Genomic DNA, 25,498 nt, shown 5'->3' with positions numbered 1-25,498 from the left:
CTCTCGCTCCGCCCTGCCCTCGCATTGTCCCATACCTTCTCGCTTCCGGAAGACGGACCGGATGGGCGACGGTTGCTGACGATGGCAGACCCCGACCGCCCCCTCGCCATCACCGTCGACGGCCCCATCGCCACCCTGACGATGAGCCGTCCGGAGAAGCGCAACGCCATGTGCGACGCGCTGCTCGCCACCATCGACGGCTTCTATTCCCGCCCCCCCGAAGGCGTCCGCGTCGTCGTGCTGACCGGCAGCGGCGGCCATTTCTGCTCGGGCCTCGACCTGTCGGAGCACGTCGCCCGCGACGCCGAGACGACGATGCGCCATTCCCGCAACTGGCATCGCGTCATGGAGACGGTGCAGTTCGGCGGCCTCGTCACCGTCTCGGCGATGGAAGGCGCGGTGATCGGCGGTGGCCTCGAACTCGCGGCGGCGACGCACGTGCGCATCGCCGAGCCGTCGGTGATCTTCCAGCTGCCCGAAGGCCGGCGCGGCATCTTCGTCGGCGGCGGCGCCTCGGTCCGCATCGGCCGCATCCTCGGCGCCGACCGGATGATCGAGATGATGCTGACCGGCCGGAAATACGGCGCCGACGAGGGCCTGCGTCTCGGCCTCGCCCACTATTCCGTCGGCGCCGGCGAGGCGATGCCGCTCGCCCGCGAGCTGGCGGCCAAGATCGCCGGCAACGCGCCGCTGTCGAACTACATCATGGTGCAGGCGCTCTCGCGCATCTCGGACATGGCCACCGCCGACGGCCTGTTCACCGAGAGCCTGTGCGCCGCCATCACCCAGACGAGCCCCGACGCCGTCGAGGGCCTGCGGGCGTTCCTGGAGAAGCGCGCGCCGACCTTCCGCTGAGCCGGGAGGCTTCAGCGACACCAACCACAAGAACCGTGAACAATGGGAGGGGGCCGTGCACCGTCGCGGCGGATTGAACGAGGCAAGGTTTCGCCCTCAGCAGGTGAACGTCGAACGTCGCCCGGACGGCACGCTGATCCTGCGCGCGCCACATGAGATCGGCGCGGTCGCCGGAAGCGTCGGCGCCTGGCTCGATCACTGGGCGGCGGCCGCGCCGGACCGCGTCGCCGTCGCCGAGCGCTCCGGCGCCGGCTGGCGCACCGTCACCTATGCCGAGTTGCTGCAGGAGGTGCGTGCGGTCGGCGCCGCCCTCCTCGGCCGCGGTCTTGGCGCCGGCGGTCGCATCGCCTTCCTCTCCGGCAACGGCGTCGACCACCTGATCCTGTCGCTCGCCGCGCAGTATGTCGGCGCCGTCGCCGTGCCGATCGCCGAACAGTACGGCCGCATGCCCGAGGCCGCCGATCGCCTCGCCGGCGTCCTCGCCAAGGTGCGCCCGCAGATGGCCTTCGTCGGGAAGGCCGCACCCTTCGCCCAGGCGCTGGCGACGCCGGAACTCGCCGGCGTCGAGATCGTCGCCGTCGACGGCGACGGCGCCGGCCGGCCGGTGACGGCTTTCGACAGGCTGCTCGCCGGCGACGCGGCCGCCGATGTCGACGCCGCCCACGCTGCCGTCGGGCACGACACGGTGGCGAAGATCCTCTTCACCTCCGGCTCGTCCTCCGCCCCGAAGGGCGTCGTCACCACCCATGGCATGATGTGCGTCAACCAGGCGCAGATCGCCGCCGCCTGGCCCTTCCTCGCCGACCGGCCGCCGCGCCTGCTCGACTGGCTGCCGTGGAACCACGTCTTCGGCGGCAGCAAGAACGTCAACCTCGTTCTCTCGCACGGCGGCAGCCTCTACATCGACGACGGCAAGCCGACACCCGCCGGCTTCGCGCGAACCTGCGAGAACATCCTCGCCCACGCCGGCACCCTCTCGTTCAACGTGCCCGTCGCCTATGCGCTGCTGGTGGCAGCGGCGGAGAAGGACAAGGCGCTGCGCCGGCGCTTCTTCGGCGACCTCGACCTGCTGTTCTACGCGGGTGCCTCGATGGCGGCGCCGATCTGGGAGAAGCTCGAGCAGTACTGTCTCGAGGAGAGCGGTCGCCTGCCGCTGATGGCCTCGAGCTGGGGCATGACCGAGACGGCACCGTCTTGCGTGATGGTGCAGGAGCCCGTCGGACGCTCCGGCATCATCGGCGTGCCGCTGCCGGGCGTCGAGGTGAAGCTCGTCCCCGACGCCGACATGCGCTGCGAGATGCGCGTGCGCGGGCCGAACGTCATGCGCGGCTATCTCGACGATCCCGAGCGCTCCGCGAGCGCCTTCGACGAGGACGGCTTCCTGTTCACCGGCGACGCCGTCCGCTTTGCCGATCCGCAGGACGCGGCGCGCGGCCTCGTCTTCGACGGCCGCGTCGGCGAGGACTTCAAGCTCTCAACCGGCACCTGGGTCCACGTCGGACGCCTCCGTCTCGACGCGATGCGCGAGCTGCGCGGCGTCGCCGCCGACGTCGTCGTCTGCGGCCACGACCGGTCGGAGATCGGCCTTCTCGTCTTCCCGGATCGCGCCCTGGCGGAAGGCCTCGTGGCGACCGACGGCGCGATCGTCGACGCCGCCCTGCAGCAGGCCGTCGCCGAGCGCCTCATCCTGATCAACGCCGAAGCGACGGGCTCGTCGCGCCGCATCGCTCGCGCGCTGATCCTCTCCGAGCCGCCGTCGGTCGCCGGCCACGAGATTACCGACAAGGGCTCGCTCAATGTCGCCAACGTGCTGAAACGGCGGGCGGCGCTGCTCGACCGCCTCTACGACGACGCCGATCCGGCCGTCGTCCGCGGCTGACGCACCCGAAGGAGACGGCCATGGTCGATTTTGCGGCGGTCCGCGCCATCGACTTCCACACCCACGCCGAGGAGCCGTGCGGCCACCATGCCGACGACGGCTACGACGACCTGCAGACGGCGATGGCAAAGTACTTCGGCGCGCCCTGGGCCCATCCGCCGACCATCGACGAGACGGCCGCCCACTACCGCGCCCAGAACATCGCCGCGGTGATATTCCCCGTCGATGCCGAGCGCGAGACCGGCTACCGGCGCTACCGCAACGAGGAAGTGGCGGAGGCCGCCGCCCGCCACGCCGACATCCTGATCCCTTTCGCCTCGATCGACCCGCACAAGGGCAAGCTCGGGGCGTGGGAGGCGCGCACCCTGGTGCGCGACCACGGCATCCAGGGCTTCAAGTTCCACCCGACGATGCAGGGCTTCTTCCCGAACGACCGCATGGCCTGGCCGCTCTACGAGGCGATCGCCGAGACTGGCAAGCCCGCGCTCTTCCACACCGGCCAGACCGGCGTCGGTGCCGGCATGCCCGGCGGCAACGGCATGCGGCTCAAGTATTCGAACCCGATGTACATCGACGACGTCGCCGTCGACTTTCCCGACATGCCGATCATCCTCGCCCACCCCTCCTTCCCCTGGCAGGAGGAGGCGCTCGCGGTGGCGACCCACAAGCCGAACGTCTACATCGACCTGTCGGGCTGGTCGCCGAAATACTTCCCCGAAATTCTCGTCCGTTACGCCAACACCATCCTCAAGAAGAAGATGCTGTTCGGCTCCGATTGGCCGATGATCGCCCCGGAGAAGTGGCTCGACGCCTTCGACAAGGCGCCGTTCCGCGACGAGGTGCGGCCGCTCATCCTGAAGGAAAACGCGCTGCGACTGCTCGGCGCCATCGGGGCCGCCTGAGCGCCGGCACGCTCCGCGTTCAGACGGCCGCCGACTTCAGGCTCGACAGGGCCCCCCGCAGCACGGCGTGCTCCTCCGCCGAGAGAGTGCCGAAGAGCCTCGCCTCATGCTCCGCCACCGCGCGTCTCGCCTTCTCCGCCAGACGCTGGCCGGCGAGCGTCGCCCGCAGCGCATAGGCGCGGCGATTGCGCGGCACCGGGTTGCGGTTGAGGAGGCCCGCCTCTTCGAGTGCGTCGAGCACCACGACGATGTTCGAACGCTCGACCGACAGCGCCTGGGCGAGCTGCGTCTGGGTGATGTCGGGATTGTCGATCACCACGATCAGCGTCGAGAACGACAGCATCCTGAGCCCGAACGGCTCGAGCACGCGGGCGAGGTCCGACTGCACGACGTTGAAGGCGCGCTTCATCAGATAGCCGGTGAACTGCTCGAGGCGGGCGTCGGACACGGTGCCGTCCTGCGTGCCCTTCTCCCCCGGTGGATCGGCCATCGCCCCCTTCATCGCTCCCTCACGTCAGCAGGAACAGCGTGATCGACGGAAAGGCCGCAAGGATCGCGACCCGCACGATGTCCGTTCCGACGAAGAACATCACCGCCTGGTAGGTCTCCCGGATCGGCGTATTGCGGTCCATCGCATTGATGACAAACAGGTTGAGCCCGACCGGTGGCGTGATCAGCCCGACCTCGACGACGATCAGCACGAGGATGCCGAACCAGATCGCCATGTGCTCCTGGCTCATGCCGAAGTCGAGGCTCGTCATCATCGGGAAGAAGATCGGCACGGTCAGCAGGATCATCGACAGGCTGTCCATCACGCATCCGAGCACGAGGTACAGCAGAAGGATGATCGTCAGGACCAGCCACGGCCCGTAGCCCTGCTCGATGACGAAGGTCGAGATCAGCTGCGGCACCTGGGTGAGCGCCAGGAAGGCGTTGAAGAAGGCGGCGCCCAGAACGATGAAGAAGATCATTGCCGTGCCGACGGCCGTCGCCATGATCGCCTGCCAGAACTTCGCCCAGGTGAGTTCGCCGGACACGAAGGCGATGATGCCGGTACCGAGAGCGCCGACCGAAGCGCCTTCCGTCGGCGTGAAGACGCCCGTGTAGATGCCGCCGACCACCGCGACGAAGACCAGCATCACCGGCCACACCGCCGCGAGCGCCCGCCAGCGCTCCGGAAAGGCCATGCGTGGCTGGCGGCCGGCGCTCTCCGGATAGAGCCGGACGTAGAGCGCGATGACGAGCACGTAGCCGAGGGCGGCCAGGATGCCGGGGATGAAGGCGGCGAGGAACAGTTTGGCGATGTTCTGCTCGGTCAGCGTCGCATAGACGACGAGGATCACCGAGGGTGGGATGAGGATGCCCAGCGTTCCGCCGGCCGCGAGCGTCGCCGTCGAGAGGCCACCGGCGTAACCGGCGCGGCGGAGCTCCGGCAGCGCCACCTGCGCCATCGTCGCTGCGGTCGCGAGCGACGATCCGCAGATCGAGCCGAAGCCGGCGCAGGCGCCGACGGCCGCCATGGCGGTGCCGCCGCGGTAGTGCCCGAGAAAGGCCTCCGCCGCCTTGAACAGCGCCCGGCTCATGCCGCCGATGCCCGCGAGGTGGCCCATCAGCAGGAAAATCGGGACGATCGACAGGGAGTAGCTCGAGAAGGTCGAGTAGGTCTCCGTCTTCAGCTTGGCGAGCACGATGTTCGGGCTGCCGGTGACCAGCCACATGCCGCCGATGCCGCAGAGCAGCATGGCGAGCCCGATCGGGGCGCGCAGGAAGATGATGAGGAGGAGGACGGGGAACGACCAGAGGCCGATCTCGACGGCGCTCAATGGGCCGACTCCGCGCTGATCGGACGGGTGTCGCGTCCGGTGAAGGCGGCCCGCACCCGGTCGGCGGCGGACCAGGCGGCGACGATCACCGCCACGACGGCCGGGACCATGCAGGCGGCGTAGGCCCACCAGACGGGGAACTGCAGGAGAAACGTCGTCTCGCCGTTGCCGAACTTCTGGACGAGGCCGGCGCCGAGCCGCCAGGCGATGAGAGCGAGGACGGCGGCCGCCACCGTCTCCCAGAGGGCGATGAGGACGCGGTTGGTGCCGGCCGACATCACGCTCGTGAAGACGTCGACGGTGGCGTGCCCGGCCCGCAACTGGCAGAGCGGCAGGAAGGCGAAGACGGCGAAGGCGATGCCGGCCTCGAGCAGCTCGAAGTCGCCAGGCACCGGCCCGAGGCCGAGGCCGATCAGCGCCCGCCCGCTGATGCTGACGCAGGTCATCACCACGAGGGCGACGAGAACGACGCCCCCCGCGGCCGCCGCGGCCAGCGCCAGTCGGTCGACGAACCGCCGCATCGCCCGTCCCCACTCCTCTCGGGGCGCCGTCACCGGCGCCCCACGCGCTTGCGACGCAGGGTTCAGTTGCCGGCGGCGATGGCGGCGCGCGCCTCGTCGAGGAGCGCCTGTCCATCGATGCCCTTGTCCGACATCTCCTTGACCCAGGTGTCGATCGTCGGCTGCGCCGCCGTCTTCCACTCGGCGATCTGCTCGGGCGTCAGCTCGATGATGGTGTTGCCGAGATTGACCGCCAGCTGGCGGGCTCCGTCGTCAGCCGCCTGGCTGACGCGCCCGGCCTCCGCCGAGAACTCGAGGCCGGAGTTGGCGTCGATCACCGCCTTGAGGTCTGCCGGCAGGCCCTCGTAGACGTCCTTGTTCATCGCCAGGATGAAGGTCGCCGTGTAGAGCGGCGCGCCGGGGAACTCGGTGTGGTTCTTCACGAGCTCGGACGACTTGATCGACGCCGTGACTTCCCACGGCAGGATGGTGGCGTCGATGACGCCCTTCGACAGCGCCTCCGGCACCGCCGGCACCGGCATGCCGACCGGCGTCGCGCCGAGCGAGGTCGCCATCATGTTGGTGACGCGGGTCGGCGCGCGCAGCTTCACGCCCTTCAGGTCCGCGACGGTGGTGATCGGCGTCTTCGAGTGGATCAGGCCCGGCCCGTGCGTCCACAGGCCAATGATCTTCACGTCCTTGAAGTCCGTGTCGAACATGTGCTTCTCGCCGAGCTGCCAGTAGGCGCGGGAAGCTCCCTCGGCATCCTTGATCATGAACGGCAGCTCGAAGACCTCGCTCTGCGGGAATCGGCCCGGCGTGTAGCCCGGCAGCGTCCAAACGACATCGGCGACGCCGTCCACGACCTGGTCGTAGAGCTCGCCGGGCTTCCCGCCGAGCTGCATCGCCGGATAGTGCTCGAACTTGATGCGGCCGTCGGATTCCTTCTCGATCGCCTCCATCCACGGCACCAGCACGCCGGCCGGAACCGGCGCCTGGGCGGGCAGGAACTGGTGAAGCTTGAGCGTCACGTCCTGGGCGGCCGCGCCACCGACGCCGAGGGCGAGAGACAGCGCGGCGGCCCCGAGGCCGAGCACGGTCGACTTGAGAATCGCACGGGTGCTGAAGATCGTCGTCATCCTGTCGCTCCTCCTCTGGCGGCCCCCGTCCTCGGGGGCGGCGGGCGGATCGCCCCGCGCCTCGGCGCGGCGGACGTCCTCGCATTCCGGAACATCCGGTGCGGCCCGCGGTCTTTGGGCTAGACTATAATTGTTATTGCCAATGTCAATCGGTCGCGACGCTCGATGACCGCCTCTCGGCGCTGTCGTGAGAACCGCTTACGATGCGGCGTTTTCCGCTGTTCGGGCGGCGCGGCGGCCCGGGGCGCCGCGTGCGCGAAAGCCGCCGGAGTGGCGGCATTTCGGCCCCGTCGGTGCCGTTCCGCATTCCGCTTTGACAAAGCCGCCCGCCCGCCTGTATGGGGACCCCGCTTTCATGACACCGCGAGGCGCGCGACGTGGCAAAACCGGAACTTGGGGTGAAGCGGCTCTGCCCCAGCTGCGGCACCAAGTACTACGACCTCAATCGCAGCCCGATCCTGTGCCCGAAGTGCGGCACGACGTTCGACGCCGGGCAGCCGGCGGTGCGCCCGGAGAAGCTTGCCAAGGTGGTCGTCCCGATCGAGGAGGTCGAAGTCGACGAGGTGGTCGGTGACGTCGAGCTCGTCAGCCTCGAAGAGGCCGACGCCGAAGCGAGCGGCGGAGAGGTCGTCGACGACATCGATCCGGAGGAGATCGCCGAGATCGACCCCGGCGAGGACGAGTTCCTCGAAGAGGAAGAAGGCGACGACGACGTCGCCGACATCATCGGCGACGTCGAGGACGAAGAAGAGCGCTGATTGCTCCCCCACCCGCCGGCCGTTGCCGGCGGGAACGGCCCGACAACCGCCCGTCCGCCGGTGGGCTCCGCGATAGAACGGCCGACCTCAGCCGGCCGACCCGTCTCCCGACAGACCGCCCCCGCTCAGCCGGCCGGCCCCTCGCCGGGCGGCGCCGGACGACTGCGCCGGGCCACCACAAGGGCGATCCCTGACCAGGCGAGCGCCCAGGCGGCGCCGATCGCCCAGCCCGCGAGCACGTCGGTCGGCCAGTGGACGCCGAGATAGACGCGGCTGACGCCGACCAGGATCGTCAGCACCACCGCCATCGACAGAATGTAGATCTTGATGCGGCGGCTCGGCTGCGACCACGACAGCAGCCCGCCGAGCGTCAGGAACACCACCGCCGCCCCGAGGGCGTGCCCACTCGGGAAGCTCGCGGTGTAGACCTCGACCCCATGTGGAACGAGGTCCGGGCGCGGCCGGGCATAGCCGAGCTTCAGGAGCGTCGACAGCAGCGTGCCGCCGCCGACGGAGGCGATCACCAGCATCGCCGTGCGCGGCTTGCCGTCGGCGAGCAGGAAGCCGATCGCGCCCAGCGTGATCAGTGCCAGTACCGTGACGCCACCGAGCGCCGTGATGTCCCCGGCCGCCTGCTCGAGCCAGCGTGGGCCGAGCGGGTCGTGGGTATCCGTCGACGTCCGCAGCGCCAGCAGCAACGCCTCGTCGAACGCGCCGGTCTCGCCCTCCATCACCTCGTCGGCGAGCCCCAGGAACGCGAGGAGCGCCAGCGCGATGGCGAAGACGATCGACAGCACGCCGATTTCGCGTCGCGCGAAGGCGACCAGGTGGGCGGGATGGAAGTCGAACTTCAAGCAAGGTCTCCTGTGGACGGCTCCGGAAGCTGCTCCGCGGCAGTGTCGATGGCGGCGACCTCCGCCGCTCCCGCCGGCAGCACGACCTCGTCACCGACGCCGAGCCCGATCAGCAGACCGGCGACCGGTGAGGTCCAGGCGATGCGTCCGTGGGATGGGTCGGCCTCGTCTTCGCCGACGATGCGCCACGTGACCCTGCGCCCACCGGAAAGCACCAGCGTCACGGCGCAACCGAAGGTCACCGTCGGATCGTGGTCACCCTCACCGTGCGGCGCCACCGGCTCGGCGCTGGCGAGCCGCCGCGCGATGTAGCGGCGATCGCGCGCAACGCGGGCGCGTTCGGCGGAGTCGTCTGCCTCGGGGCGCGCCAGAACGGCGTCGAGGCGTTCGAGTTCGGCCTGCAGAAGCGTGAGGCCGCGCGGAGTGACGAGATTACGGTGCGGGCTGACCGGCGTCTCGGCCGGAGGCTCAGGGGGCGTATCGCCGTCGGGCTCGCGCACGAAGGCCCGACTCATGGCCGAACTCCCCATCGCATGCGACGCCTCCTCCCCCTCGATCGCCTCGGCCTGACTACCATGCCGGCACCGACGCACGAACCCCGGTGATCGCCGCCGCGTTCCATGCTAAACGGCGCATGGGACCCCGTAGCTCAGCAGGATAGAGCATCAGATTCCTAATCTGAGGGTCACGCGTTCGAATCGCGTCGGGGTCACCAACGATTTCAACTCGTCGCGGAAGGTCTGACTTGTCGGGCCCCGCCGTCCATTTCCCCTGTCGGGTGTCCGGGGTAACGGGCCTTCATGTGTAGCCGGACGAGAGAAGGCCCGACACACGCGTGCCGGGCCTTGCTGGTCACCAATCCCCACGGAAGAGGCGGCGTGGCCCGAAGGCCCTGCCGCCGCCCCGTCACGAGGGCGCCGTCGCCGATCAGTCGGCCCAGGCCGGCAGGTTCTCGACTTCCGCCTTCGACATGTCGAGCACGACGCTGTCGCCGTTCTTGCGCAGGCGGTTGATGTCGACGATCACATCCTTCTCGCCGATGCCGAGAAAGCCGCCCGCCTCGACGACCACCGCGACCGGCTGGCCATCGGCGTTGCCGAGCACCTCGTCGACCTCGCCGATGGTGTTGCCGGCGGCATCGACCACCGTGATGTCCTCGACCTCGTCGACGCGCATGGCGAGGCCCGGGACCATGATGTCGTCCTGCTCGATCTCCATCATCTGCGGGATCTGGCCGGTGGTCGTGCCCTGCGCGAAGGCGGGCACGGCGGCGACGGACAGAGCGAGGGCGAGTACGGCGGTCTTCATGTCGGATACTCCAGTCAACAAGGGATCGGAGAACCCCCGGGGCGTGCCTTCGTTCCCGGTGCCGGACCGAAAATCCGGCGCGACGCCGTCACTTACCGCCACGCGGTGATCCTCGAGGGTCGGGAGCGAGGGCTCCCGTGGCCCGCGCGGGAGCCAAACGAAAGCAGCCCCGCGCGAGCGGGGCTGCAAGGATCGCCGGAGTGCGATCAGGCGGCGACGAAGACCGTCGCCACGACGAGGCTCAGTACGTGTCGCGCTGACGACCGCCGAGGGCGCCGGCGGCGCTCGCGACGAACGCGCCGATGATGAACGACAGCACCGTCATGAAGGCGAGCATCATGCCCGCCTGCCGCGCCTGGTCCGCCGTCTCGCGGGCCTGTGTCGCCGCCGCATCGATGCGGCCGAGCACCTCGTTCACACGCTCCTCGGCCTCCGCCTGCGTCAGCCCGGTGCGCGCCGAGACAAGCTGGGCGAGACGCGTCCGGTCCGGTGCCGCCACCTCGCCGCTCGCGGCGCTGGTGACGAGGATGCGGACGGCCTCGCTGCGTCCGTCGGCGGCGTTCTCTGGCGAACCGGTCACGGCGCCCGTGGGCGTCGTCCCGGCACTACCCGGCCGGAACAGCACGTCGACGAAGTAGTCGGTCGGCGATGCGCCGCTGTCGCCGAGCTCGGTCGAAGCAGCCTGCGCGGTCCCCTGTGCCGCACCAGCCGCGACCGAGCCGATCGCCGACGCTCCGCCGCTGACGGCGGAGGAAAGCGCCGAGCTCAGCAGCCAGGTCACGAACAGGGTCGCCACCGCCCACGCCATGAAGCCGTGCGCCGTGTCGCGGAAGAACGATTCGTCGGAGTTGAGTCCGCTCCACTTCGTCCGCAGGCGGCCGGCGAGATAGCCGCCGACGCCCGACGACAGCCACTGCATGACGACGAGCCAGATCGCCGTCGACACCGCGAACGTCGTTGCGGAGGCGCCCTCCCATTCCCAGGGCGACACCATCGTCAGCCCGAGCCCGGTGCCGAGGATGAAGAGGACGAGCGACAACGCGGCGGCCGCGAAGGCGCCGACGAAGATGGCCGCCCACGAGACGGCGGACGGGGATGCGCTGGACGACGTTGCGACCGCGACGGCCGGGACGACATCGACCGGTGTGACATGAGCCATGGGGCGCCTCACCGGAAGAAGAGTGCGAGGAGGATGATGATCGGGATCGGCACGCCCAGCATCCAAAGCAAGATTCCGCGACCCATGACTTCACTCCTGCGGCAGCCGTCGACGATCCTGTCCCGGCAGGGCAAGCCCGCCGGGTCAGATCGATGCCGGTGTTTCTGAAACGACGCATCGCGACGGAAGTCCGATGCACCTATCCAATCGCCGAAGAGGCTTTCAGTTCCGGGGGATGTCGCAGCGCGGCGCCGTCAGCGTGAACGGGCGCGGTCCGGCGAGACGCAGGACCGCGTCCGCCGCAGTGTCGATCACGTCCGGGCGCGAGCCGGATCGGCTCAGCCGAACGCCTTGGCCGTGGCCGCGAGCGTGTCGCGGATCGCCGAGGCGAACTGGTCGCCGACGCCGGGAATGGTGCTCGGCTTGCCCTTCCAGTTGACGACGAACGAGAAGGTCACCGGCAGCGTGCCGCCGATCAGCATCTGGCCGGGCAGGCAGAGGGCGTTGAAGTTATCCCACTCGATGCTGCCGCCCTTGCCGAAGATCGGGGTGTTCTCCGGCCCGACGGACCAGAAGATCGCCGGCATCGACGAGATGCGGCGAAACTCCCGCTGCATCGCCTCGGTCCGGATGAGATCGCCACCGCGGATCTGCTCGTAGTAGCTGACGAAGTCCTCGGCAGAGCCCTGCATCGTCTCGCGCCTGTTCATCGGCGATCGCAGGGGACCAAAATCCTCGCCCCTCGCGATCCGCTTCATCCCCGCCCACCCCTCGTCGACACCGAAGGGGGCGCCGGCGAGATAGCAGAACAGCAGCCGGGTCGAGGTCGCGATCCTGACCGACGAGAGACCGGCGTTCTCGATGAACGTGCGAACCCGCCCGGCGCCGACCTGACGCAGCGCGATGTCGGTGGCCGTGTTGTCGGAGTGCGTGATCATCGCCTCCAGCACGGACGTCGCCGGCGTCGTCCCGGTCAGGTCGAGGAACACCGGGCTCGAGAGCGAGCGGACGGCGTTGTTGACCTTGAGCTGCTCCGTCAGGCTCAGCCGCCCGTTCTCGACGTCCCTGAGGTAGCGCGCCAGGATGAAGGTCTTGACGGAGCTGCCGACGAAGAGCCTGTCGCCTGCCCGCTGTCCAGCGGTGAAGCGCCTGCCGCCGCGGCCGACGTTGATCCGGTAGGCGACGTCGCCCGGCAGCTTGTCGAAACCACGCAGGGCCTTCTTGATGTCGCCCGTATCGGGGGCAGCCTCGGCTTCCGACGAGAGGATGGCGGGTGCCGCGAGTGCGGCCCCGGCGGCTGCGGTCAAGCCGAACAGCGCGCGACGGTCGATGCCGTTTGCCATTGAAGTTCCCTTCCCAGGCGGCTTGGACGCGCGCTCTGCGCAGGGATCAGCCGCTTCCAACTTGAACAAGGTTTAGCGTGCTCATCCGCCTTCGGCGAGGCTCGAAGGTTGTGAATGGCCGACGAAGCGGCCGCGAATATCCCGCTCCCGAGCACGACATGCGTGCGGGCTTTCGCCGCCGGCCGGCTGTTCGGAGACGGGAAGCCGCTCGGCCCTCAGGGCGCCGGATCGCCCTGATCCATCGGCGGCGAGGGGACCGGCGGCGTAGCGGACTGCGCCCCCTCCGCCGCTCCCGGTTTAGCCGGTGCGTCGGCCGCCACCGCCGTGATGATCTCGCCGGCGAGCGCGTGCAGGGCGTCGCGGTGGCCGGTGCGGCCGGCGGGGGCGGTATCGTCCGACGTCATCACCATCGTCAGGCCGAGGCTGGGCACGACGTAGAGCATCTGGCCGCCGTAGCCCCAGGCGTAGCGCACCGGCTCGCCGGCGATGTCGCGCAGGAACCAGCCGTAGCCGTAACCGTCGCCGGTGAAGCGGGAGTTGGTGCGCTGCCGCCAGGACGTCTCGATCCACTCGGCCGACACCACCTGCGTGCCGTCGGGGGCGCGACCGCCGGTGCGGTAGAGCTCGCCGAAGGCAAGCAGCGAGCGCGGGCTCATCGCCATCTGGTTGCCGCCGAGATAGATGCCCTGCGGATCGCGGTCCCAGGCGGAAATCGCGAAGTCGTCGACCGGGGCGAGCCATTCGCGCGCCAGCGAAAGCGTCGACTGGCCGGTCTTGCGCGTCAGGATCGCCGACAGGAGATGCGTCGAGCCGGTCGAATAGAGCATCTCGGCGCCGGGCTCGGCGACGAAGGGCTGGGCGAGCGCCGCTCGCACCCAGTTGCCGCTCGACACCCACCGCCCGTAGTTCGCCCCCGAGGTGCGCTCGAGCCCGGCCTGCATGGACAGCAGGTTGCCGATCGTCACGGTGGCGAGCCGTGGGTCCGCGTTCGCCGGCAGGTCGCGCGCGAGCAAGGGCGCGATCGGCTGGTCCGGCCCTTCCAGCACGCCGCGGTCGATGGCAATGCCGACGAGGAGCGAGATCACCGACTTGGAGGCCGACTTGATGTTGGTCGGCGCGGTGACGCGGTGGCCGCGATAGCCACGCTCGGCCACCCTCTCCCCGTCGACGGCGACGACGACGGTTTCGAGCGGCGTGATGGCGGTGGCGCGGTCGAGCACTGCCTCGAGGCCGGCGCCGGCGCCCTCAGGCGTCTCAGTCGTCGCCCGGGCGGGCACGGCGGCGAGAGCGAGGGCGAGGATCAGGAGCGAGCGGATGATCATCCCCAGTCCCTAGGGGGGCTCCATGGCGAGAAACGGGCAGCCCGGCGGGGAATGCTACCCCAAGATGAGCGGCACCGAGGCCATCCGCACCGTCGACACGTGCGCCGACCTGTATACATTGCGCCGGTCGCGGCATTCGCGGCAGAGTGCAGGACAGAACAAGTCGGGAGAGGCCGTGCCCTGGGTGGCCGGCCCGAAGCGCAGGAGGCTCCAAGGTGGGTGACGTCTATCCGGTCGTGCGTGTGGCCGCCGTGCAGGCGGCGTCGGTGTTCCTCGATCGCGAAGCCTGCGTCGAGAAGGCCTGCCGGCTGATCCTCGAGGCTGCCGACAACGGTGCGAAGTTCATCGTCTTCCCGGAAGGCTTCATTCCTACTCATCCGGTTTGGTATCACCATCACCCGGCCACCGGCGCGATCGCGAACCGGCTTGCCACCGAGCTCTTCAAGAATTCGATCGAGATCCCCGGCCCGGAGACGCGCGCCATCGGCGCAGCCGCCCGCGCCGCCGGTGCCTATGTCGTCATGGGCGCCTGCGAGAAGCTGCCGAACACAACCGGCACGATGTTCAACTCGCAGATCTATTTCGGCCCGGACGGGTCGATCATCCGCAAGCATCAGAAAATCATGCCGACGGTCGGCGAGCGCCTCGTCCACATGGGCGGCCACGGCGACACCTTCGGCGCCTTCGACACCGCCTTCGGCCCGATGAGCGGCCTGATCTGCGGCGAGAACTCCAATCCCCTCGCCGTCTTCGCCCTGATCGCCGAGGGCACCCGCATCCACGCGATGAGCTGGCCGAACCACTTCCCGACCAGCGGCGACCCGATGCGCAACCGCGTGCTGGTCGACTCGCAGGCCTTCGCGCAGATGAGCAAGGCCTTCGTCGTCTCCGCCTGCGGCACGGTCGACGAGGACATGATCGCCCGCATGAAGCTCTCCCCGGAGGGCGAGGCGTTCATGCGCAGCCACGACTGCTGCGGCGGCAGCGTCATCGTCGGGCCGAACAGCCGGGTGATCGCCGGGCCGATGGGGGCGGAGGAAGGCATCCTCTACGGCGACTGCGACCTCGAGCTGTGCGTGCAGATGAAGCTCCGCCACGACTTCGCCGGCCACTACAACCGCCCGGACATCTTCCAGGTGCAGGTGAACCGGTCGGCGCCGCAGCTCTACCAGCCGAGCGGGCCCGCCGGCGAGACGAACCCGGCCCTGCCGCGTCCGGCCCGCGAGGAGCGCCGCGAGCGCCTGCCGGCGCAGCCGCCGCGACAGCTGTCGGGGCCGCGATCGGACGGCGACGCCACGGACTGACAGTACGGTCCCGCGGCACGGTCGAGGCGCTCGCCGCCGGCCGTGCCGCGGAGCGACGCGCGACTAAACCGCCTTCACCGGCGTCGGCGGCCGTGCCGCCAGCAGGAACAGCACCGAGGCGATCCCGGTCAGCACCGCCAGCGTCATCAGCGCCGGACGGTAGGCGCCGGTCGTCTCGACGATCAGGCCGAACAGGATCGGCGACAGGATCGCCGTCGGAGCGGCCAGCGTCTGGGCGAGGCCGGCGATCTTGCCGAACGAGGCGCGGCCGAAATAGTCGCCCTGCAGCGAGTTCGCCACCGCGGTGCGGATGCCCCAGCTCGTCCCGTAGAGCGCGGCGTAGACGAGCAGCAGCACCAGCCCGTCGGCGACGACGAGCAGCGCCAGGCCGAGCGTTGCCGCCACCATGTTGACCGCCATGATCATGTGCTTGCGGAAGCGGTCGCCGAGCACACCGCCGACGAGGCGGCCGAGAAGGTTGAACACGTTCAGCACCGACAGCACCAGCGCCGCCGTCTCCCGCGTCAGCAGGTCCTCGAGATAGGGGAACTGGTGGACGACGATCGCCGCCAGCGCCATCTGGGCGAGCGCGTTCCCGATCGTCAGCAGCCAGAAGGCGCGGGTGCGCACCGCTTGGCGGGTGGTGAAGTCGACGAGGCCGCCGCCCCGCCCGGTCTTGAGAATGCCGGCGAGGTCCTCCGGCCGGTCGCCGTCCGGCAGCAGGCCGCAGCGCTCCGGCGAGTTGCGCATCAGGAACACGATCGGCAGCCCGAGCACCAGCATCGCCGCCGCCGTCGCCAGCGCCGCCTCGCGCCAGCCGAACAGCCCCTGCACGAAGACGAGCGCCGGCAGGAAGACGATGCCGGCGGCGGCAAACCCCATCACCGCGATGCCCATCGCCGTCGTGCGCTTGCGGCGGAACCAGTGGTTCAGGGTGTAGGAGACGATCAGCAGGCCGACGAGGCTGTTCGCCACCGCCATCATCACGCAGGCGGCGTAGTAGCCCCACAGGCTGCTCATCTGGCTGAAGACGACGAACGACACCGCATAGAGCACGATGCCGGCGCTCATCAGCGCCCGCGGACCGAAGCGGTCGACCAGCCAGCCGGTGAGCGGGCCAAGGAAGCTGTCCGCCTGCTGGAAGGAGCGTCCCGCCGCCGTCTGGCTGAGGCTCCAGCCGAACTCGCGCTGCAGCGGCGCGACATAGGTCGACAGGCCCTGGATTGAGATGCTCGTCATCGCCTGCGCGACGAAGCAGGCGGCGACGATCACCCAGCCATAGAAGAAGCGCCCCGACACGGCGGCGACGACGCGATCGCCGGCGACCGGGTCCGGCGTTGCCGGCTGCTCGTTCATCGCGCCCTCTCGCGCCGGGTCACGTCAGGGCAACGGGCCGGCGAAGGTGCCGTAGCGCCCGTCGCCGTAGAGGAGGGCCGCGCCGCTGCCGAGCGTGATCGCCGAGACGCGGCCGAGGAGCAGCGCATGGCTGTGGCGCTCGAACGCCTCCTCGAGCTCGCAGTCGATCGCTGCCAGCGCACCCTCGAGCGCCAGCGCCCCCGTGGCGAGTGGCGCCCACACGTCCTCGCCGTAGCGGTGCATGCCCCTGAGCCCGCCACGGCCTGCGAAGCGGTCCGCCACCGCCTGCTGGTCGTCGCGCAGCACGTTGATGCAGAAGTGGCCGTATCGCTGCACGGCGAGCCACGTCGACGACGACCGGTTGAGGCTCACCATCATCGTCGGCGGCGCCATCGAGAACGAGGCGACTGACGTCACCGTGGCGCCGGTGCGATCGTCGCCGACGCCGGCGGTGACGACCGCGACCGCTGCCGGCAACGTGCGCATGGCGCGCTTCAGGGCGTCGGCATCGACGCCCGACACCGGGTCTCGCGGACTGTCGATCATGCGGCGGGAGGGCTCCGGCCATCGCGCGGGCCGCGCGGCGGCGATTCCGATCAGTTGAGCTGATGTCGACACGCCGTATCGCAGACCCTGAGCCGCTGTTCAACGCCTGGTCGGGGACACGGACCGTCGTCGCCGAGGGGGGAAGTCGGCGACGACGGCCCGGCCCCTCACCGTGCGCTCACGCGCATGATCGGCCCGCCATAGTCCGCGTCTGAAAAGCCCACGGGCGGGCGCTTGAGCCCGAGGGTGTCGCGCAGCGTCGTCCCCGGATACTCCGTGCGGAACAGCCCGCGCTTCTGCAGGATCGGCACGACCGCCTCGACGAAGGCCTTCGCCCCCGTCGGCAGCGCCGCCGGCATGATGTTGAAGCCGTCGCAGGCGCCCGCCCGGAACCACTCCTCCATCAGGTCGGCCACCTGCTCGGGGGCGCCGACGGCGGTGACGTGGGTCATGCCGCCGCCCTGGCGGGCGAGGATCTGCCGCACCGTCAGCTTCTCGCGCTTCGCCGTGGCGACGAGGGTCGCGAAGTGGCCCTGCTGGCTGCCGCCATGGCCGTCGGCGGGAACGAGGTCCCACGGCAGTTCCTTGTTGAGGTCGAGCGACTCCACCGGCACACCTATCAGGAGCGCCAGCGCGTTGATCGCGTAGTGCTCCCGGTGCAGCTCCTGCAGCTCGCGCTCCTCACGCAGCGCCTCGGCCTCCGTGCCGGCGACGATGTTGATGAGCCCCGGCAGGACACGGAGGGTGTTCGGGTCGCGCCCCCAGGCGACGGCGCGATCGCGCACCTTGCGGCGGAAGTCCATGCACGAATCCAGGGTGTGCTGGACGCTGTAGACGATGTCGGCGAAACGCGAGGCGAGCGCGATGCCGTCATCCGACGAACCGGCCTGCACGAGCACCGGATGGCCCTGCGGGCAGCGCGGCAGGTTGAGCGGCCCCTTCACCTTGATGTGCTCGCCGACATAGTCGACGTGCCGGATGCGCTTGTCGTCGACGAACACGCCGGATGCCTTGTCGGCCACCCAGGCATCATCGGCCCAGCTGTCCCAGAGCTGCAGCGACGCCTCGACGAACTCGTGAGCCCGCTTGTAGCGCGCGTCATGGTCGAGCGACTGCTCCATGCCGAAGTTCATCGCCGCGTCATCCCCGGCGGTGGCGACGATGTTCCAGCCGGCGCGGCCGCCCGAGATGTGGTCGAGCGTCGACATCCGCCGCGACAGGTTGAAGACCGAGTTGTAGGAGGTCGACCCCGTCGCGATCAGGCCGAGATGCGTGGTGTGCTGCGCCACCGCCGACAGCGCCATCGTCGGGTCGAGGCCGCGGAACGGCCGGAACTCGCCCTTGAAGCGCCAGGTCGGCATGTCGGCGACGAAGATCGCGTCGAGCTTGCCGGCCTCGGCGATCTTCGCGCACTCGATGTAGTGGGGAAGGCTGGAGAAGTGATGGGCGTCCTCGCCGCTCGCCCGCCAGGCGCCGGGGAACACGCCGCCGGGCACGAGGTTGAGGTTGAGCGCCATCGTCCGGGCCGTTGCGGCCATTATCTGCTCCCGCCGTTTCCGCCGTCTGGTCGCAGGGGACCGGCGGCACGGCCGAACGCTAGCGCGCGGCTCGGGAGCGCAGAAGCCGCGGAAATCGTACCGAGCGTTGCGCCTGCGGAACGTCATGGTTCGCGGCGACCAGCGTGCCGACGGCGTCCGGCGGAGCGGGCGACTGCTTCCGCCGGCGGCGAATTGCGCTAGCCTCTCGCCCGCCGGCCGATGCGCGATCATCGCGGCCGCGCCCGTCCGTCACCGAGCGAGAGGCCCATCCGATGTCCGAACCCGCCTCCCGCCCGATCAGCCGCTTCCCCGTCCCCGCCGTGGAGACGCTGCCCGACGACGTGCGCGAGAGGATCCTCGCCGTGCAGGAGAAGGCCGGCTTCGTGCCCAACGTCTTCCTGGCGCTGGCCTTCCGACCCGACGAGTTTCGCGCCTTCGTCGCCTACCACGATGCCTTGATGGAGAAGCCGGGCGGGCTCACGAAGGCCGAGCGGGAGATGATCGTCGTCGCCACCAGCGGTGCCAACCAGTGCCAATACTGCGTCGTCGCCCACGGCGCGATCCTGCGCATCCGCGCCAAGGACCCGCTGATCGCCGACCAGGTCGCCATCAACTACCGCAAGGCCGACATCACGCCCCGACAGCGCGCCATGCTCGACTTCGCGATGCAGGTCTCGCGCGCCGCCGAGACGGTCGAGGAGGCCGACCGCGCGGCCCTGTCGGCCCACGGCTTCACCGACGACGACATCTGGGACATCGGCGCGATCAGCGCCTTCTTCGCCATGTCGAACCGCCTCGCCAACGCAATCTCACTGCGCCCCAACGACGAGTTCCACCTGATGGGTCGCGTTGCGCGCCCACCAGCCGACGGCCGATAGCCGAACAACAACAGAAACATGAGGCATCATGCTGCCGGATAGCTTCAATGTCCTGAGCGACATGTACTACTTCGCCAAGGTGGCGGAGTACGGCAGTTACTCGCTGGCCGAGCGGGCGCTCGGCGTGCCGAAGTCGCGGCTGTCACGCCGCGTGGCCCAGCTCGAGCGGCGCCTCGGCGTCCGCCTGATCGAGCGCTCGCCGCGCCACTTCGCCCTGAGCGAGGCCGGCGACCTCTTCCTCGAGCACTGCCAGCGCGTCGTCGCGGAGGCCGAGCGTGGCATGCAGGCGGTCTCCGTCCTGCAGGAGGCGCCCCGCGGCATGGTCCGGGTCGCCTGCATGGTGAACGCCAACCGCGTGCTGCTCGCGCCGATCGTGCCGGGCTTCCTCACCGACAATCCCGGCGTCGGCCTGCACATCATCGCCACCAACCGCGCCGTCGACCTCTATGGCGACGGCGTCGACGTGGCGCTGCGGGTCGGACCGGAGATCGACGAGTCCGACAGCGTCATGGTCCGCAAGGTCATCGACACCCGGCAGTACCTGGTGGCGGCGCCGTCGCTCCTGGCGGAGCTCGGCCCCTGCACGACGCTCGAGGAACTGCGCGCCTTCCCCACCCTCGACATCTCCACCCCCGGCGGCCGCCACACCTGGCTGCTGCACGCTACCGACGGCCGCTCCGTCGCCTTCAACCACCAGCCGCGCCTGATCTCCGACGACATCGAGACGCTCCGCCGCGCCGCCCACGCCGGAGCCGGCGTCGTGCGCCTGTCCGAACGGATGATCCACGACGACTTCGAGGTCGGCCGCCTCGTCCCCGTGCTGCCGGACTGGTCGCTGCGTCCGAACCAGGTCTATCTCGCCTTCCTCGCCTCCAAGGGCCTCACCCCGTCCGTCCGGGCCTTCGTCGAATATGTCTGCGCCACCCTGCCCGAGGCACTCCGGCGCGCCAGCGGGGGCGCCACGCCAGGTGCCACCTCGATCTAGGCACTGCGCCTCACAGACCCGAGCCCACCGCCACCGGTTGTTTTTGCGTTTCCCCTTGACTTCCGGACGCGGGGGGTCCAACTAGGCTGTGTTCAAGCGTGATCGCTGAGAACGGCGCGCCCTGCGACGGTAGGCCGGTTGTTCTCGCCAGACCGCTGATAGCTTTGACCACGGATGTACTGGCAGAGCGTGTTGGGCCCCGCGACTGGTTTTCCAGACGCGGGGTTTTTCATGTCCGCTCGGGCGTTATCTTGGCCCCCACGGGCGGTGTCACCGTCGAGCGCCCCTCGCCCGCCCTTCGCCCCCTCGCGTCGGAGCGCCCCGATGGCGACGCCAGCCGGACTGTCCCGCCCATGAAGATCGCCCTCGTCATCGTCGCCGTCCTCTGCATCGGCCTCATCGCCCTCGGCTTCTGGCTGTGGACGCCGGATCGGCCGCGCGCCGAGCTCGAGGCGAAGTACCTCGCCTCCCCCGGCGACATGATCGAGGTCGCGGGCACCCGGCTGCACGTGCGCGACACCGGCCCGAAGGACGCGCCGGCCGTCGTCATGCTGCACGGCTTCGGCGCCAGCCTCCACACTTTCGAGCCGTGGGCAGAGGCGCTGTCTGCGGACCACCGCGTCATCCGCTTCGACCTGCCCGGCGCCGGACTGTCCGAGCCGGACCCGACCGGCCTCTACACCGACGCGCGCTCCATGGAGATCCTGCTCGCCCTCCTCGACCGCCTCGGCGTCGACCGCGCGAGCCTCGTCGGCCATTCGATCGGCGGCCGTCTCGCCTGGAGCGTCGCCGCCGCCCATCCCGACCGCGTCGACAAGCTGGTTCTGATCGCCCCCGACGGCTTCGCCAGCCCGGGATTCGAGTACGGCAAGGCGCCGGAGACCTCTGTGCTGGTCAAGTCGATGCGCTACGTGCTGCCAAAGCCGATGTTGCGCGCGAGCCTGGCGCCGGCCTACGGCGATCCGAAGGTCATGACGGATGCGACCGTCGACCGCTACTACGACCTGATGCTGGCGCCCGGTGTCCGCGACGCGATGATCGCCCGCATGGAGCAGACCGTGCGCCACGACCCGCGCCCAACCCTGCGCACCATCAGCGCCCCGGTCCTGCTCGTCTGGGGCAGCGACGACGGCATGATCCCGGCGATCAACGCGCAGGACTATCTCCGCGAAATCCCGCAGGCCCGGCTCGCGAGCTTTCCGGGCCTCGGCCACGTTCCGCACGAGGAGGCCCCGGACACGACGCTCGTGCCGGTGAAGGCCTTCCTCGACGACGCCTCGGCCGCGCCGCCCTCCTGATCCGCCCAGGCCTGTTCCGCACGGCCTGCCGCATGCAAGAACGGCCCCGGCGGGGTGCGCCGGAGCCGTCCTTGTCTCGTTCGGCCGCCGCGAGCCGGCAGCGGAACCGCTTCGGCGTCAGGCCGCCTTGGCGTTGACCGGGGAGCGGGCGAGGCCCGACAGCAGCTTGTCGGTCTTCATCTCCTCCTGCAGGGTCGCGTCCAGAAGGGCGACCGCGTCCTTCATGCCGAGCTGGCCGGCCCAGGCCTTCAAGGTGCCGTAGCGCGCGATTTCGTAGTGCTCCACCGCCTGGGCGGCACCGACGATGCCGGCGTCGAGGGCGGGCGAACCGGCGAAGTCCTCCATGATCTCCTTGCCTTCCTCGATCAGGCCGAGGATGGCGTCGCAGGTCTTGCCGCGCGCCGGCTTGTCCAGCATCTCGAAGATCTGCTGCAGCCGCTCGATCTGGCCCTCGGTCTCCTGCTTGTGCGCCTCGAACGCCTGCTTCAGCTCGGAGGACTGTGCGTTCTTCGCCATCTTCGGCAAGGCACGCAGTATCTGCTTCTCGGCGTAGTAGATGTCCTTCAGCGTCTCGAGAAACAGATCGTCGAGTTTCTTTTCCGTCGCCATGATTTTGAATCCTTTATCGGGGTTCTGCTTGAACCCGGACGCATCCGTCACAGCTTCACGCCGTGCCGGTCGTGGCGCGGAAACGCACCGCCGCTCGGACAGGTTCCGTCCTCCTCGACGAACCCGCGGTGTCGGCCCCCTCCTTCGGCCGCGGCCCATCGCAGGTCCGGTCCGCTTGACGCTCCCGCACGGCGATGCTGCAGTGCAGCAACCATTCTCGCCGGGTGGCGTTCCTGATGCCCCGGTCCAAGACCGCCATGCGACAACGCCTCAGCGCAAAGGAACCCCGACATGAGACCTCTGTCGGACACGCTCGCCCGACTGGCCCGCCTGCGCGCGGCTGGTGCTGGCGTCGGAGGCGCGGGCGCAAGCGAGCCCGACCATCTGCCGCCCGGCATCGCGTTCGGCGCCAATCCCGGCGCCCTCGACGCCCGCCTCTATGCCCCCGCCGGCCTGCCGGGCGGTGCGCCCCTCGTGGTCGTACTGCACGGCTGCAAGCAGACGGCCGCCGGCTACGATCGCGGCACCGGCTGGACGAAGCTCGCCGATCGCCACGGCTTTGCCGTGCTCTATGCCGAGCAGCGGCGTGGCAACAACGCCAATCTCTGCTTCAACTGGTTCCAGCCGGGCGACATCGCCCGCGACGCCGGTGAGGCCCTGTCGATCCGCCAGATGGTGGGACATGCCGCAGACCACCTGCGCACCGATCCGCGGCGCGTCTACGTCACCGGCCTGTCGGCCGGCGGCGCGATGACCGCCGTCATGCTGGCGACTTATCCCGATGTCTTCGCCGGCGGCGCGGTGATCGCCGGCCTGCCCTATGGCGTGGCAGCGACGATTCCGGAGGCCTTCGACCGCATGCGCGGCCAGGGCCTCGGATCCGATGCCAGGCTGGTGGAGCGCGTCCGCTCCGCCACCCGCCACGGCGGTCCGTGGCCGACCCTGTCCGTCTGGCACGGCAGCGCCGACCAGACGGTGGTGCCGTCGAACGGCGAGGCCCTGCTCACCCAATGGCGCGGCCTCCATGACCTCGGCATCGCACCGACGCAGATCGAGACGGTCGATGGCCAGCGGCGCCGGGTCTGGCGTGACGGCGAGGGCCGCGCTGTGCTGGAGGCCTACACGATCGCCGGCCTCGGCCACGGCACGCCGGTCGACGCGGGCTCTCCCGACGGCATCGGCGCGAGCGGCGCCTTCATTCTCGATGCGGGCATCTCCTCGACCCACCACATCGCCCGCTTCTGGGGGATCACGGAGGTGGCGGACGGCAAGCGGTCAGCGGAGAAGCCGACGCAGACGGAGCGCGCCCCGGTTCTGACGCTGGAGCATGCCGCCGCGCCCTCGGACCAGGCGCAGCGTCCCCGCGCCAACATCCCGCCGCCCGGCGGTCACGAGCCGGAGGGCCGCCAGCGCACCCCCGTCAGCGGGGTGCAGAAGGTCATCGAAGACGCGCTTCGAGCGGCCGGCTTGATGAAGTAGCGGTACACGGCGGACACCGTCCCGCGGCGCTTGGCGTCACATCTGCGGGCCGTGTCGCGACCTCCGCGGGTCGTGCTAGCGTCCCCCTCCGCCGCAGCGCGCGGCCGAGGGGGAGCGCCATGAGAGCCATCACTGCCGTCGTCGTGCACGCCTTCGTCGTGCGGGCCTTAACGGGCGCTGTCGTCCTCGGCGGCATCGCCGCACCTGCGCTCGCAGCCAATGCGCCCTATGAGGGCGTCTGGGACTGCAGCGGCTACGGCGAGCTCACGATCTCCGACGACACCTACGACTTCGGCGAGCGAGCGGAGATCGCCGAGGTGACCCGCGACGGCCCCGCCTACATCCTGACGATGACGGACGGATACACGGTGGCAGTCGCCGTCGAGGGCCGGACGCTGAACTGGTTCTCGCCGGAATCCGGCGACAGCTTCGACTGCACGCGCACGAAGTGAGTGCTCGCAGCCGCCAGAAACGCCGCGGGCGGTGAATGCCACCACCCGCGGCTCTCGGTGGCCGGAGCCGCACGTCCAGCGGGCAGCCGGCGCGCTGCTTATTCGATCGTGCCGTCGACCGAACAGAACGAGCTCGATGGCGCCCCGCCCGTCGCATACAGCACACTCAGCGTCACACCCGCGGGCACTGTGAAGGGATGTTGCAGGATGGACATAGCATAGTCCGATCCTCCATTGTCGCTGTGAGAGTTGACCGGAACGATGTAGCGAGGCTCACCGTCGAAGAAAACGAACGCGTAGAGACCTTCGCCGCCCGCCACGACGACGCCGCATGTGAGGATTTTTATCGTCCTGGCCTTGTTCCCCTTCTTGCCGAAATTGTGGACGCATCCCCCAAGGTCGCATTCACCACTGAGGCCGGCGAAGTACGGCTTCGGACCCTTGGCGGTCGGGGTGACGACCTCCACGGCGGTGGGCTTGGTCAGCTTATCCGCGAAGGCGGGCCCTGCGACTAGAGTCAACGCAATCATCGCGGCACCGATATTCTGAATGTACTTCATTGTCTGTCTCCCACTAAAGAATGTCGTTTAACTCAATACGCAGTGAATACACTTCACCTGAATTAATCGCCTCGCGTATCTTTCGCACCTTGTTATGATCGAAAGACGCACGTCGAGGAGGATCAACCTGATGCGGCCGTGCTCATCCTTGCCGAGGCACTCGATCGGGGTGCGTGGCGGCATAGGCGGCAAGATGCTGCGCCTACAGCAGCGAGCCTGTCGCGGTGCATGCGGCGAGAGTGGGGTCGCCATCCGCCTGCATCCGCACTTGCATCCGGACGCCTGCGGGAATCTCGAACTCAAAGTCCGAAGTGAAGGTGCCGATCGTGCCCGCCATCAGCGGCGCGACGGATGCGACGGGAACGTAGAATTGAATTTCGCTCTCGAAGAAGACTGCGGCGATCTGCGGAGCCTCGGGTCCGATCATGACGCAGCTGATGAGCCGGACCTTTCGCGCCTTCGCCTTCTTGCCGAAGCTGGCAGCGCAGACCGTGTTCGCACACTCGGCTTCCGCAGTAGCCTGATAGGGCTTGGCACCGCCTTTTGCGGCCGGCCCGATCGTCTCCGTCGACGTCATCGCGTTCTTTCCGAGCAGCTCGGCCGTCGCCGGCCCAGCCGCCAACAGCGCCGTACCGATCAGGCAGGCGCCTA

26 protein-coding genes and 1 tRNA gene are annotated in these 25,498 nt (G+C 69.5%); 11 read left to right on the top strand and 16 right to left on the bottom strand.

The features are described 5' to 3' along the window. Positions 1-81: 81 nt before the first annotated feature. The 3 genes from RUR49_RS17775 to RUR49_RS17765 all read left to right on the top strand — a co-directional run bounded on the left by RUR49_RS17775 (position 82) and on the right by RUR49_RS17765 (position 3,636). Positions 82-855, top strand: coding sequence for a crotonase/enoyl-CoA hydratase family protein (locus RUR49_RS17775; protein WP_409148123.1), 774 nt, complete (start codon positions 82-84; stop codon positions 853-855). 103 nt (positions 856-958) lie between these two features. Beyond that, positions 959-2,734: an AMP-binding protein gene (locus RUR49_RS17770; RefSeq protein ID WP_409147742.1), complete on the top strand. Its 1,776-nt coding sequence runs from the start codon at positions 959-961 to the stop codon at positions 2,732-2,734. A gap of 20 nt (positions 2,735-2,754) precedes the next feature. Next, positions 2,755-3,636 carry an amidohydrolase family protein gene (locus RUR49_RS17765; protein WP_409147741.1) on the top strand — a complete coding sequence of 294 codons (882 nt, stop codon included), beginning with the start codon at positions 2,755-2,757 and terminating at the stop codon, positions 3,634-3,636. Positions 3,637-3,655: 19 nt separating this feature from the next. On the opposite strand, the gene RUR49_RS17760 is transcribed toward RUR49_RS17765, so the two are convergent. From RUR49_RS17760 to RUR49_RS17745, 4 genes are all read right to left on the bottom strand, one after another. After that, positions 3,656-4,126 (bottom strand): MarR family winged helix-turn-helix transcriptional regulator, encoded by a 471-nt coding sequence (locus RUR49_RS17760; RefSeq protein WP_409147740.1) that lies wholly within the window; start codon positions 4,124-4,126, stop codon positions 3,656-3,658. 19 nt (positions 4,127-4,145) lie between these two features. Continuing rightward, positions 4,146-5,459 carry a TRAP transporter large permease gene (locus RUR49_RS17755; protein WP_409147739.1) on the bottom strand — a complete coding sequence of 438 codons (1,314 nt, stop codon included), beginning with the start codon at positions 5,457-5,459 and terminating at the stop codon, positions 4,146-4,148. Beyond that, on the bottom strand, positions 5,456-5,980 hold the full coding sequence (locus RUR49_RS17750; RefSeq protein WP_409147738.1) for a TRAP transporter small permease: 525 nt from the start codon (positions 5,978-5,980) through the stop codon (positions 5,456-5,458). Before RUR49_RS17750 ends, RUR49_RS17755 begins: the two co-directional genes overlap by 4 nt. 62 nt (positions 5,981-6,042) lie before the next feature. Next, positions 6,043-7,098 carry a TRAP transporter substrate-binding protein gene (locus RUR49_RS17745; RefSeq protein WP_409147737.1) on the bottom strand — a complete coding sequence of 352 codons (1,056 nt, stop codon included), beginning with the start codon at positions 7,096-7,098 and terminating at the stop codon, positions 6,043-6,045. A gap of 377 nt (positions 7,099-7,475) precedes the next feature. On the opposite strand from RUR49_RS17745, the gene RUR49_RS17740 reads away from it, so the two are divergent. Next, positions 7,476-7,856, top strand: coding sequence for a TIGR02300 family protein (locus RUR49_RS17740; RefSeq protein WP_409147736.1), 381 nt, complete (start codon positions 7,476-7,478; stop codon positions 7,854-7,856). Positions 7,857-7,981: 125 nt separating this feature from the next. Here the strand turns inward: RUR49_RS17740 and RUR49_RS17735 are convergent, their stop codons facing one another. Beyond that, positions 7,982-8,710: a phosphatase PAP2 family protein gene (locus RUR49_RS17735; protein WP_409147735.1), complete on the bottom strand. Its 729-nt coding sequence runs from the start codon at positions 8,708-8,710 to the stop codon at positions 7,982-7,984. After that, a complete protein-coding gene (locus RUR49_RS17730) occupies positions 8,707-9,210 on the bottom strand; it encodes a GreA/GreB family elongation factor (protein ID WP_409147734.1) in 504 nt (167 codons plus the stop codon). Before RUR49_RS17730 ends, RUR49_RS17735 begins: the two co-directional genes overlap by 4 nt. A 138-nt stretch (positions 9,211-9,348) precedes the next feature. On the opposite strand from RUR49_RS17730, the gene RUR49_RS17725 reads away from it, so the two are divergent. Further along, a tRNA-Arg gene (locus tag RUR49_RS17725) sits at positions 9,349-9,425 on the top strand. Between the two features lie 212 nt (positions 9,426-9,637). Here the strand turns inward: RUR49_RS17725 and RUR49_RS17720 are convergent. The 4 genes from RUR49_RS17720 to RUR49_RS17705 all read right to left on the bottom strand — a co-directional run bounded on the left by RUR49_RS17720 (position 9,638) and on the right by RUR49_RS17705 (position 13,842). Next, positions 9,638-10,018: a PRC-barrel domain-containing protein gene (locus tag RUR49_RS17720; RefSeq protein ID WP_409147733.1), complete on the bottom strand. Its 381-nt coding sequence runs from the start codon at positions 10,016-10,018 to the stop codon at positions 9,638-9,640. A gap of 241 nt (positions 10,019-10,259) precedes the next feature. Further along, positions 10,260-11,177 carry a hypothetical protein gene (locus tag RUR49_RS17715; RefSeq protein WP_409147732.1) on the bottom strand — a complete coding sequence of 306 codons (918 nt, stop codon included), beginning with the start codon at positions 11,175-11,177 and terminating at the stop codon, positions 10,260-10,262. Between the two features lie 338 nt (positions 11,178-11,515). Then, positions 11,516-12,520: a serine hydrolase gene (locus RUR49_RS17710; protein ID WP_409147731.1), complete on the bottom strand. Its 1,005-nt coding sequence runs from the start codon at positions 12,518-12,520 to the stop codon at positions 11,516-11,518. 215 nt (positions 12,521-12,735) lie between these two features. Continuing rightward, positions 12,736-13,842 carry a serine hydrolase domain-containing protein gene (locus tag RUR49_RS17705; RefSeq protein WP_409147730.1) on the bottom strand — a complete coding sequence of 369 codons (1,107 nt, stop codon included), beginning with the start codon at positions 13,840-13,842 and terminating at the stop codon, positions 12,736-12,738. A 215-nt stretch (positions 13,843-14,057) separates the two neighbouring features. Here RUR49_RS17705 and RUR49_RS17700 point away from each other — a divergent pair, with 215 nt between their 5' ends. Then, the gene (locus RUR49_RS17700; RefSeq protein ID WP_409147729.1) at positions 14,058-15,146 is read left to right on the top strand and encodes a carbon-nitrogen hydrolase family protein; all 1,089 of its coding nucleotides are present in this window, start codon (positions 14,058-14,060) and stop codon (positions 15,144-15,146) included. A gap of 63 nt (positions 15,147-15,209) precedes the next feature. On the opposite strand, the gene RUR49_RS17695 is transcribed toward RUR49_RS17700, so the two are convergent. The 3 genes from RUR49_RS17695 to RUR49_RS17685 all read right to left on the bottom strand — a co-directional run bounded on the left by RUR49_RS17695 (position 15,210) and on the right by RUR49_RS17685 (position 18,586). Continuing rightward, a complete protein-coding gene (locus tag RUR49_RS17695) occupies positions 15,210-16,502 on the bottom strand; it encodes an MFS transporter (protein ID WP_409147728.1) in 1,293 nt (430 codons plus the stop codon). A 24-nt stretch (positions 16,503-16,526) separates the two neighbouring features. Continuing rightward, positions 16,527-17,048, bottom strand: a complete 522-nt coding sequence (locus RUR49_RS17690) for a flavin reductase family protein (protein WP_409147727.1) — start codon at positions 17,046-17,048, stop codon at positions 16,527-16,529. A gap of 167 nt (positions 17,049-17,215) precedes the next feature. Next, positions 17,216-18,586: an NtaA/DmoA family FMN-dependent monooxygenase gene (locus RUR49_RS17685; RefSeq protein WP_409147726.1), complete on the bottom strand. Its 1,371-nt coding sequence runs from the start codon at positions 18,584-18,586 to the stop codon at positions 17,216-17,218. Positions 18,587-18,858: 272 nt separating this feature from the next. Here RUR49_RS17685 and RUR49_RS17680 point away from each other — a divergent pair, with 272 nt between their 5' ends. From RUR49_RS17680 to RUR49_RS17670, 3 genes are all read left to right on the top strand, one after another. Beyond that, complete coding sequence (locus tag RUR49_RS17680; RefSeq protein ID WP_409147725.1) at positions 18,859-19,464, top strand: peroxidase-related enzyme; 606 nt, start codon at positions 18,859-18,861, stop codon at positions 19,462-19,464. Between the two features lie 28 nt (positions 19,465-19,492). Beyond that, entirely contained in the window at positions 19,493-20,449 is a 957-nt protein-coding gene (locus RUR49_RS17675; protein ID WP_409147724.1) for a LysR substrate-binding domain-containing protein, read from the top strand. A gap of 353 nt (positions 20,450-20,802) precedes the next feature. After that, positions 20,803-21,747, top strand: coding sequence for an alpha/beta fold hydrolase (locus RUR49_RS17670; protein ID WP_409147723.1), 945 nt, complete (start codon positions 20,803-20,805; stop codon positions 21,745-21,747). Positions 21,748-21,864: 117 nt separating this feature from the next. Here RUR49_RS17670 and RUR49_RS17665 read toward each other — a convergent pair whose 3' ends face one another. Then, positions 21,865-22,356 carry a ferritin-like domain-containing protein gene (locus RUR49_RS17665; RefSeq protein ID WP_409147722.1) on the bottom strand — a complete coding sequence of 164 codons (492 nt, stop codon included), beginning with the start codon at positions 22,354-22,356 and terminating at the stop codon, positions 21,865-21,867. Positions 22,357-22,647: 291 nt separating this feature from the next. On the opposite strand from RUR49_RS17665, the gene RUR49_RS17660 reads away from it, so the two are divergent. Together RUR49_RS17660 and RUR49_RS17655 are read left to right on the top strand one after the other, a co-directional pair. Continuing rightward, positions 22,648-23,835 carry an alpha/beta hydrolase family esterase gene (locus RUR49_RS17660; RefSeq protein WP_409147721.1) on the top strand — a complete coding sequence of 396 codons (1,188 nt, stop codon included), beginning with the start codon at positions 22,648-22,650 and terminating at the stop codon, positions 23,833-23,835. 119 nt (positions 23,836-23,954) lie between these two features. Further along, a complete protein-coding gene (locus tag RUR49_RS17655; RefSeq protein ID WP_409147720.1) occupies positions 23,955-24,287 on the top strand; it encodes a hypothetical protein in 333 nt (110 codons plus the stop codon). A 98-nt stretch (positions 24,288-24,385) separates the two neighbouring features. Here RUR49_RS17655 and RUR49_RS17650 read toward each other — a convergent pair whose 3' ends face one another. Then, a complete protein-coding gene (locus tag RUR49_RS17650; protein ID WP_409147719.1) occupies positions 24,386-24,847 on the bottom strand; it encodes a hypothetical protein in 462 nt (153 codons plus the stop codon). Between the two features lie 202 nt (positions 24,848-25,049). Further along, positions 25,050-25,498 (bottom strand): hypothetical protein (locus tag RUR49_RS17645; RefSeq protein ID WP_409147718.1); only part of this gene is annotated, 449 nt, incomplete at its 5' end.

Source organism: Pseudoxanthobacter sp. M-2 (assembly GCF_046156265.1).
Taxonomy (GTDB): domain Bacteria; phylum Pseudomonadota; class Alphaproteobacteria; order Rhizobiales; family Segnochrobactraceae; genus CAMDHY01.
The sequence above is the reverse complement of the archived record's forward strand: the minus strand, read 5'-3'. Positions and strand labels throughout refer to the sequence as shown.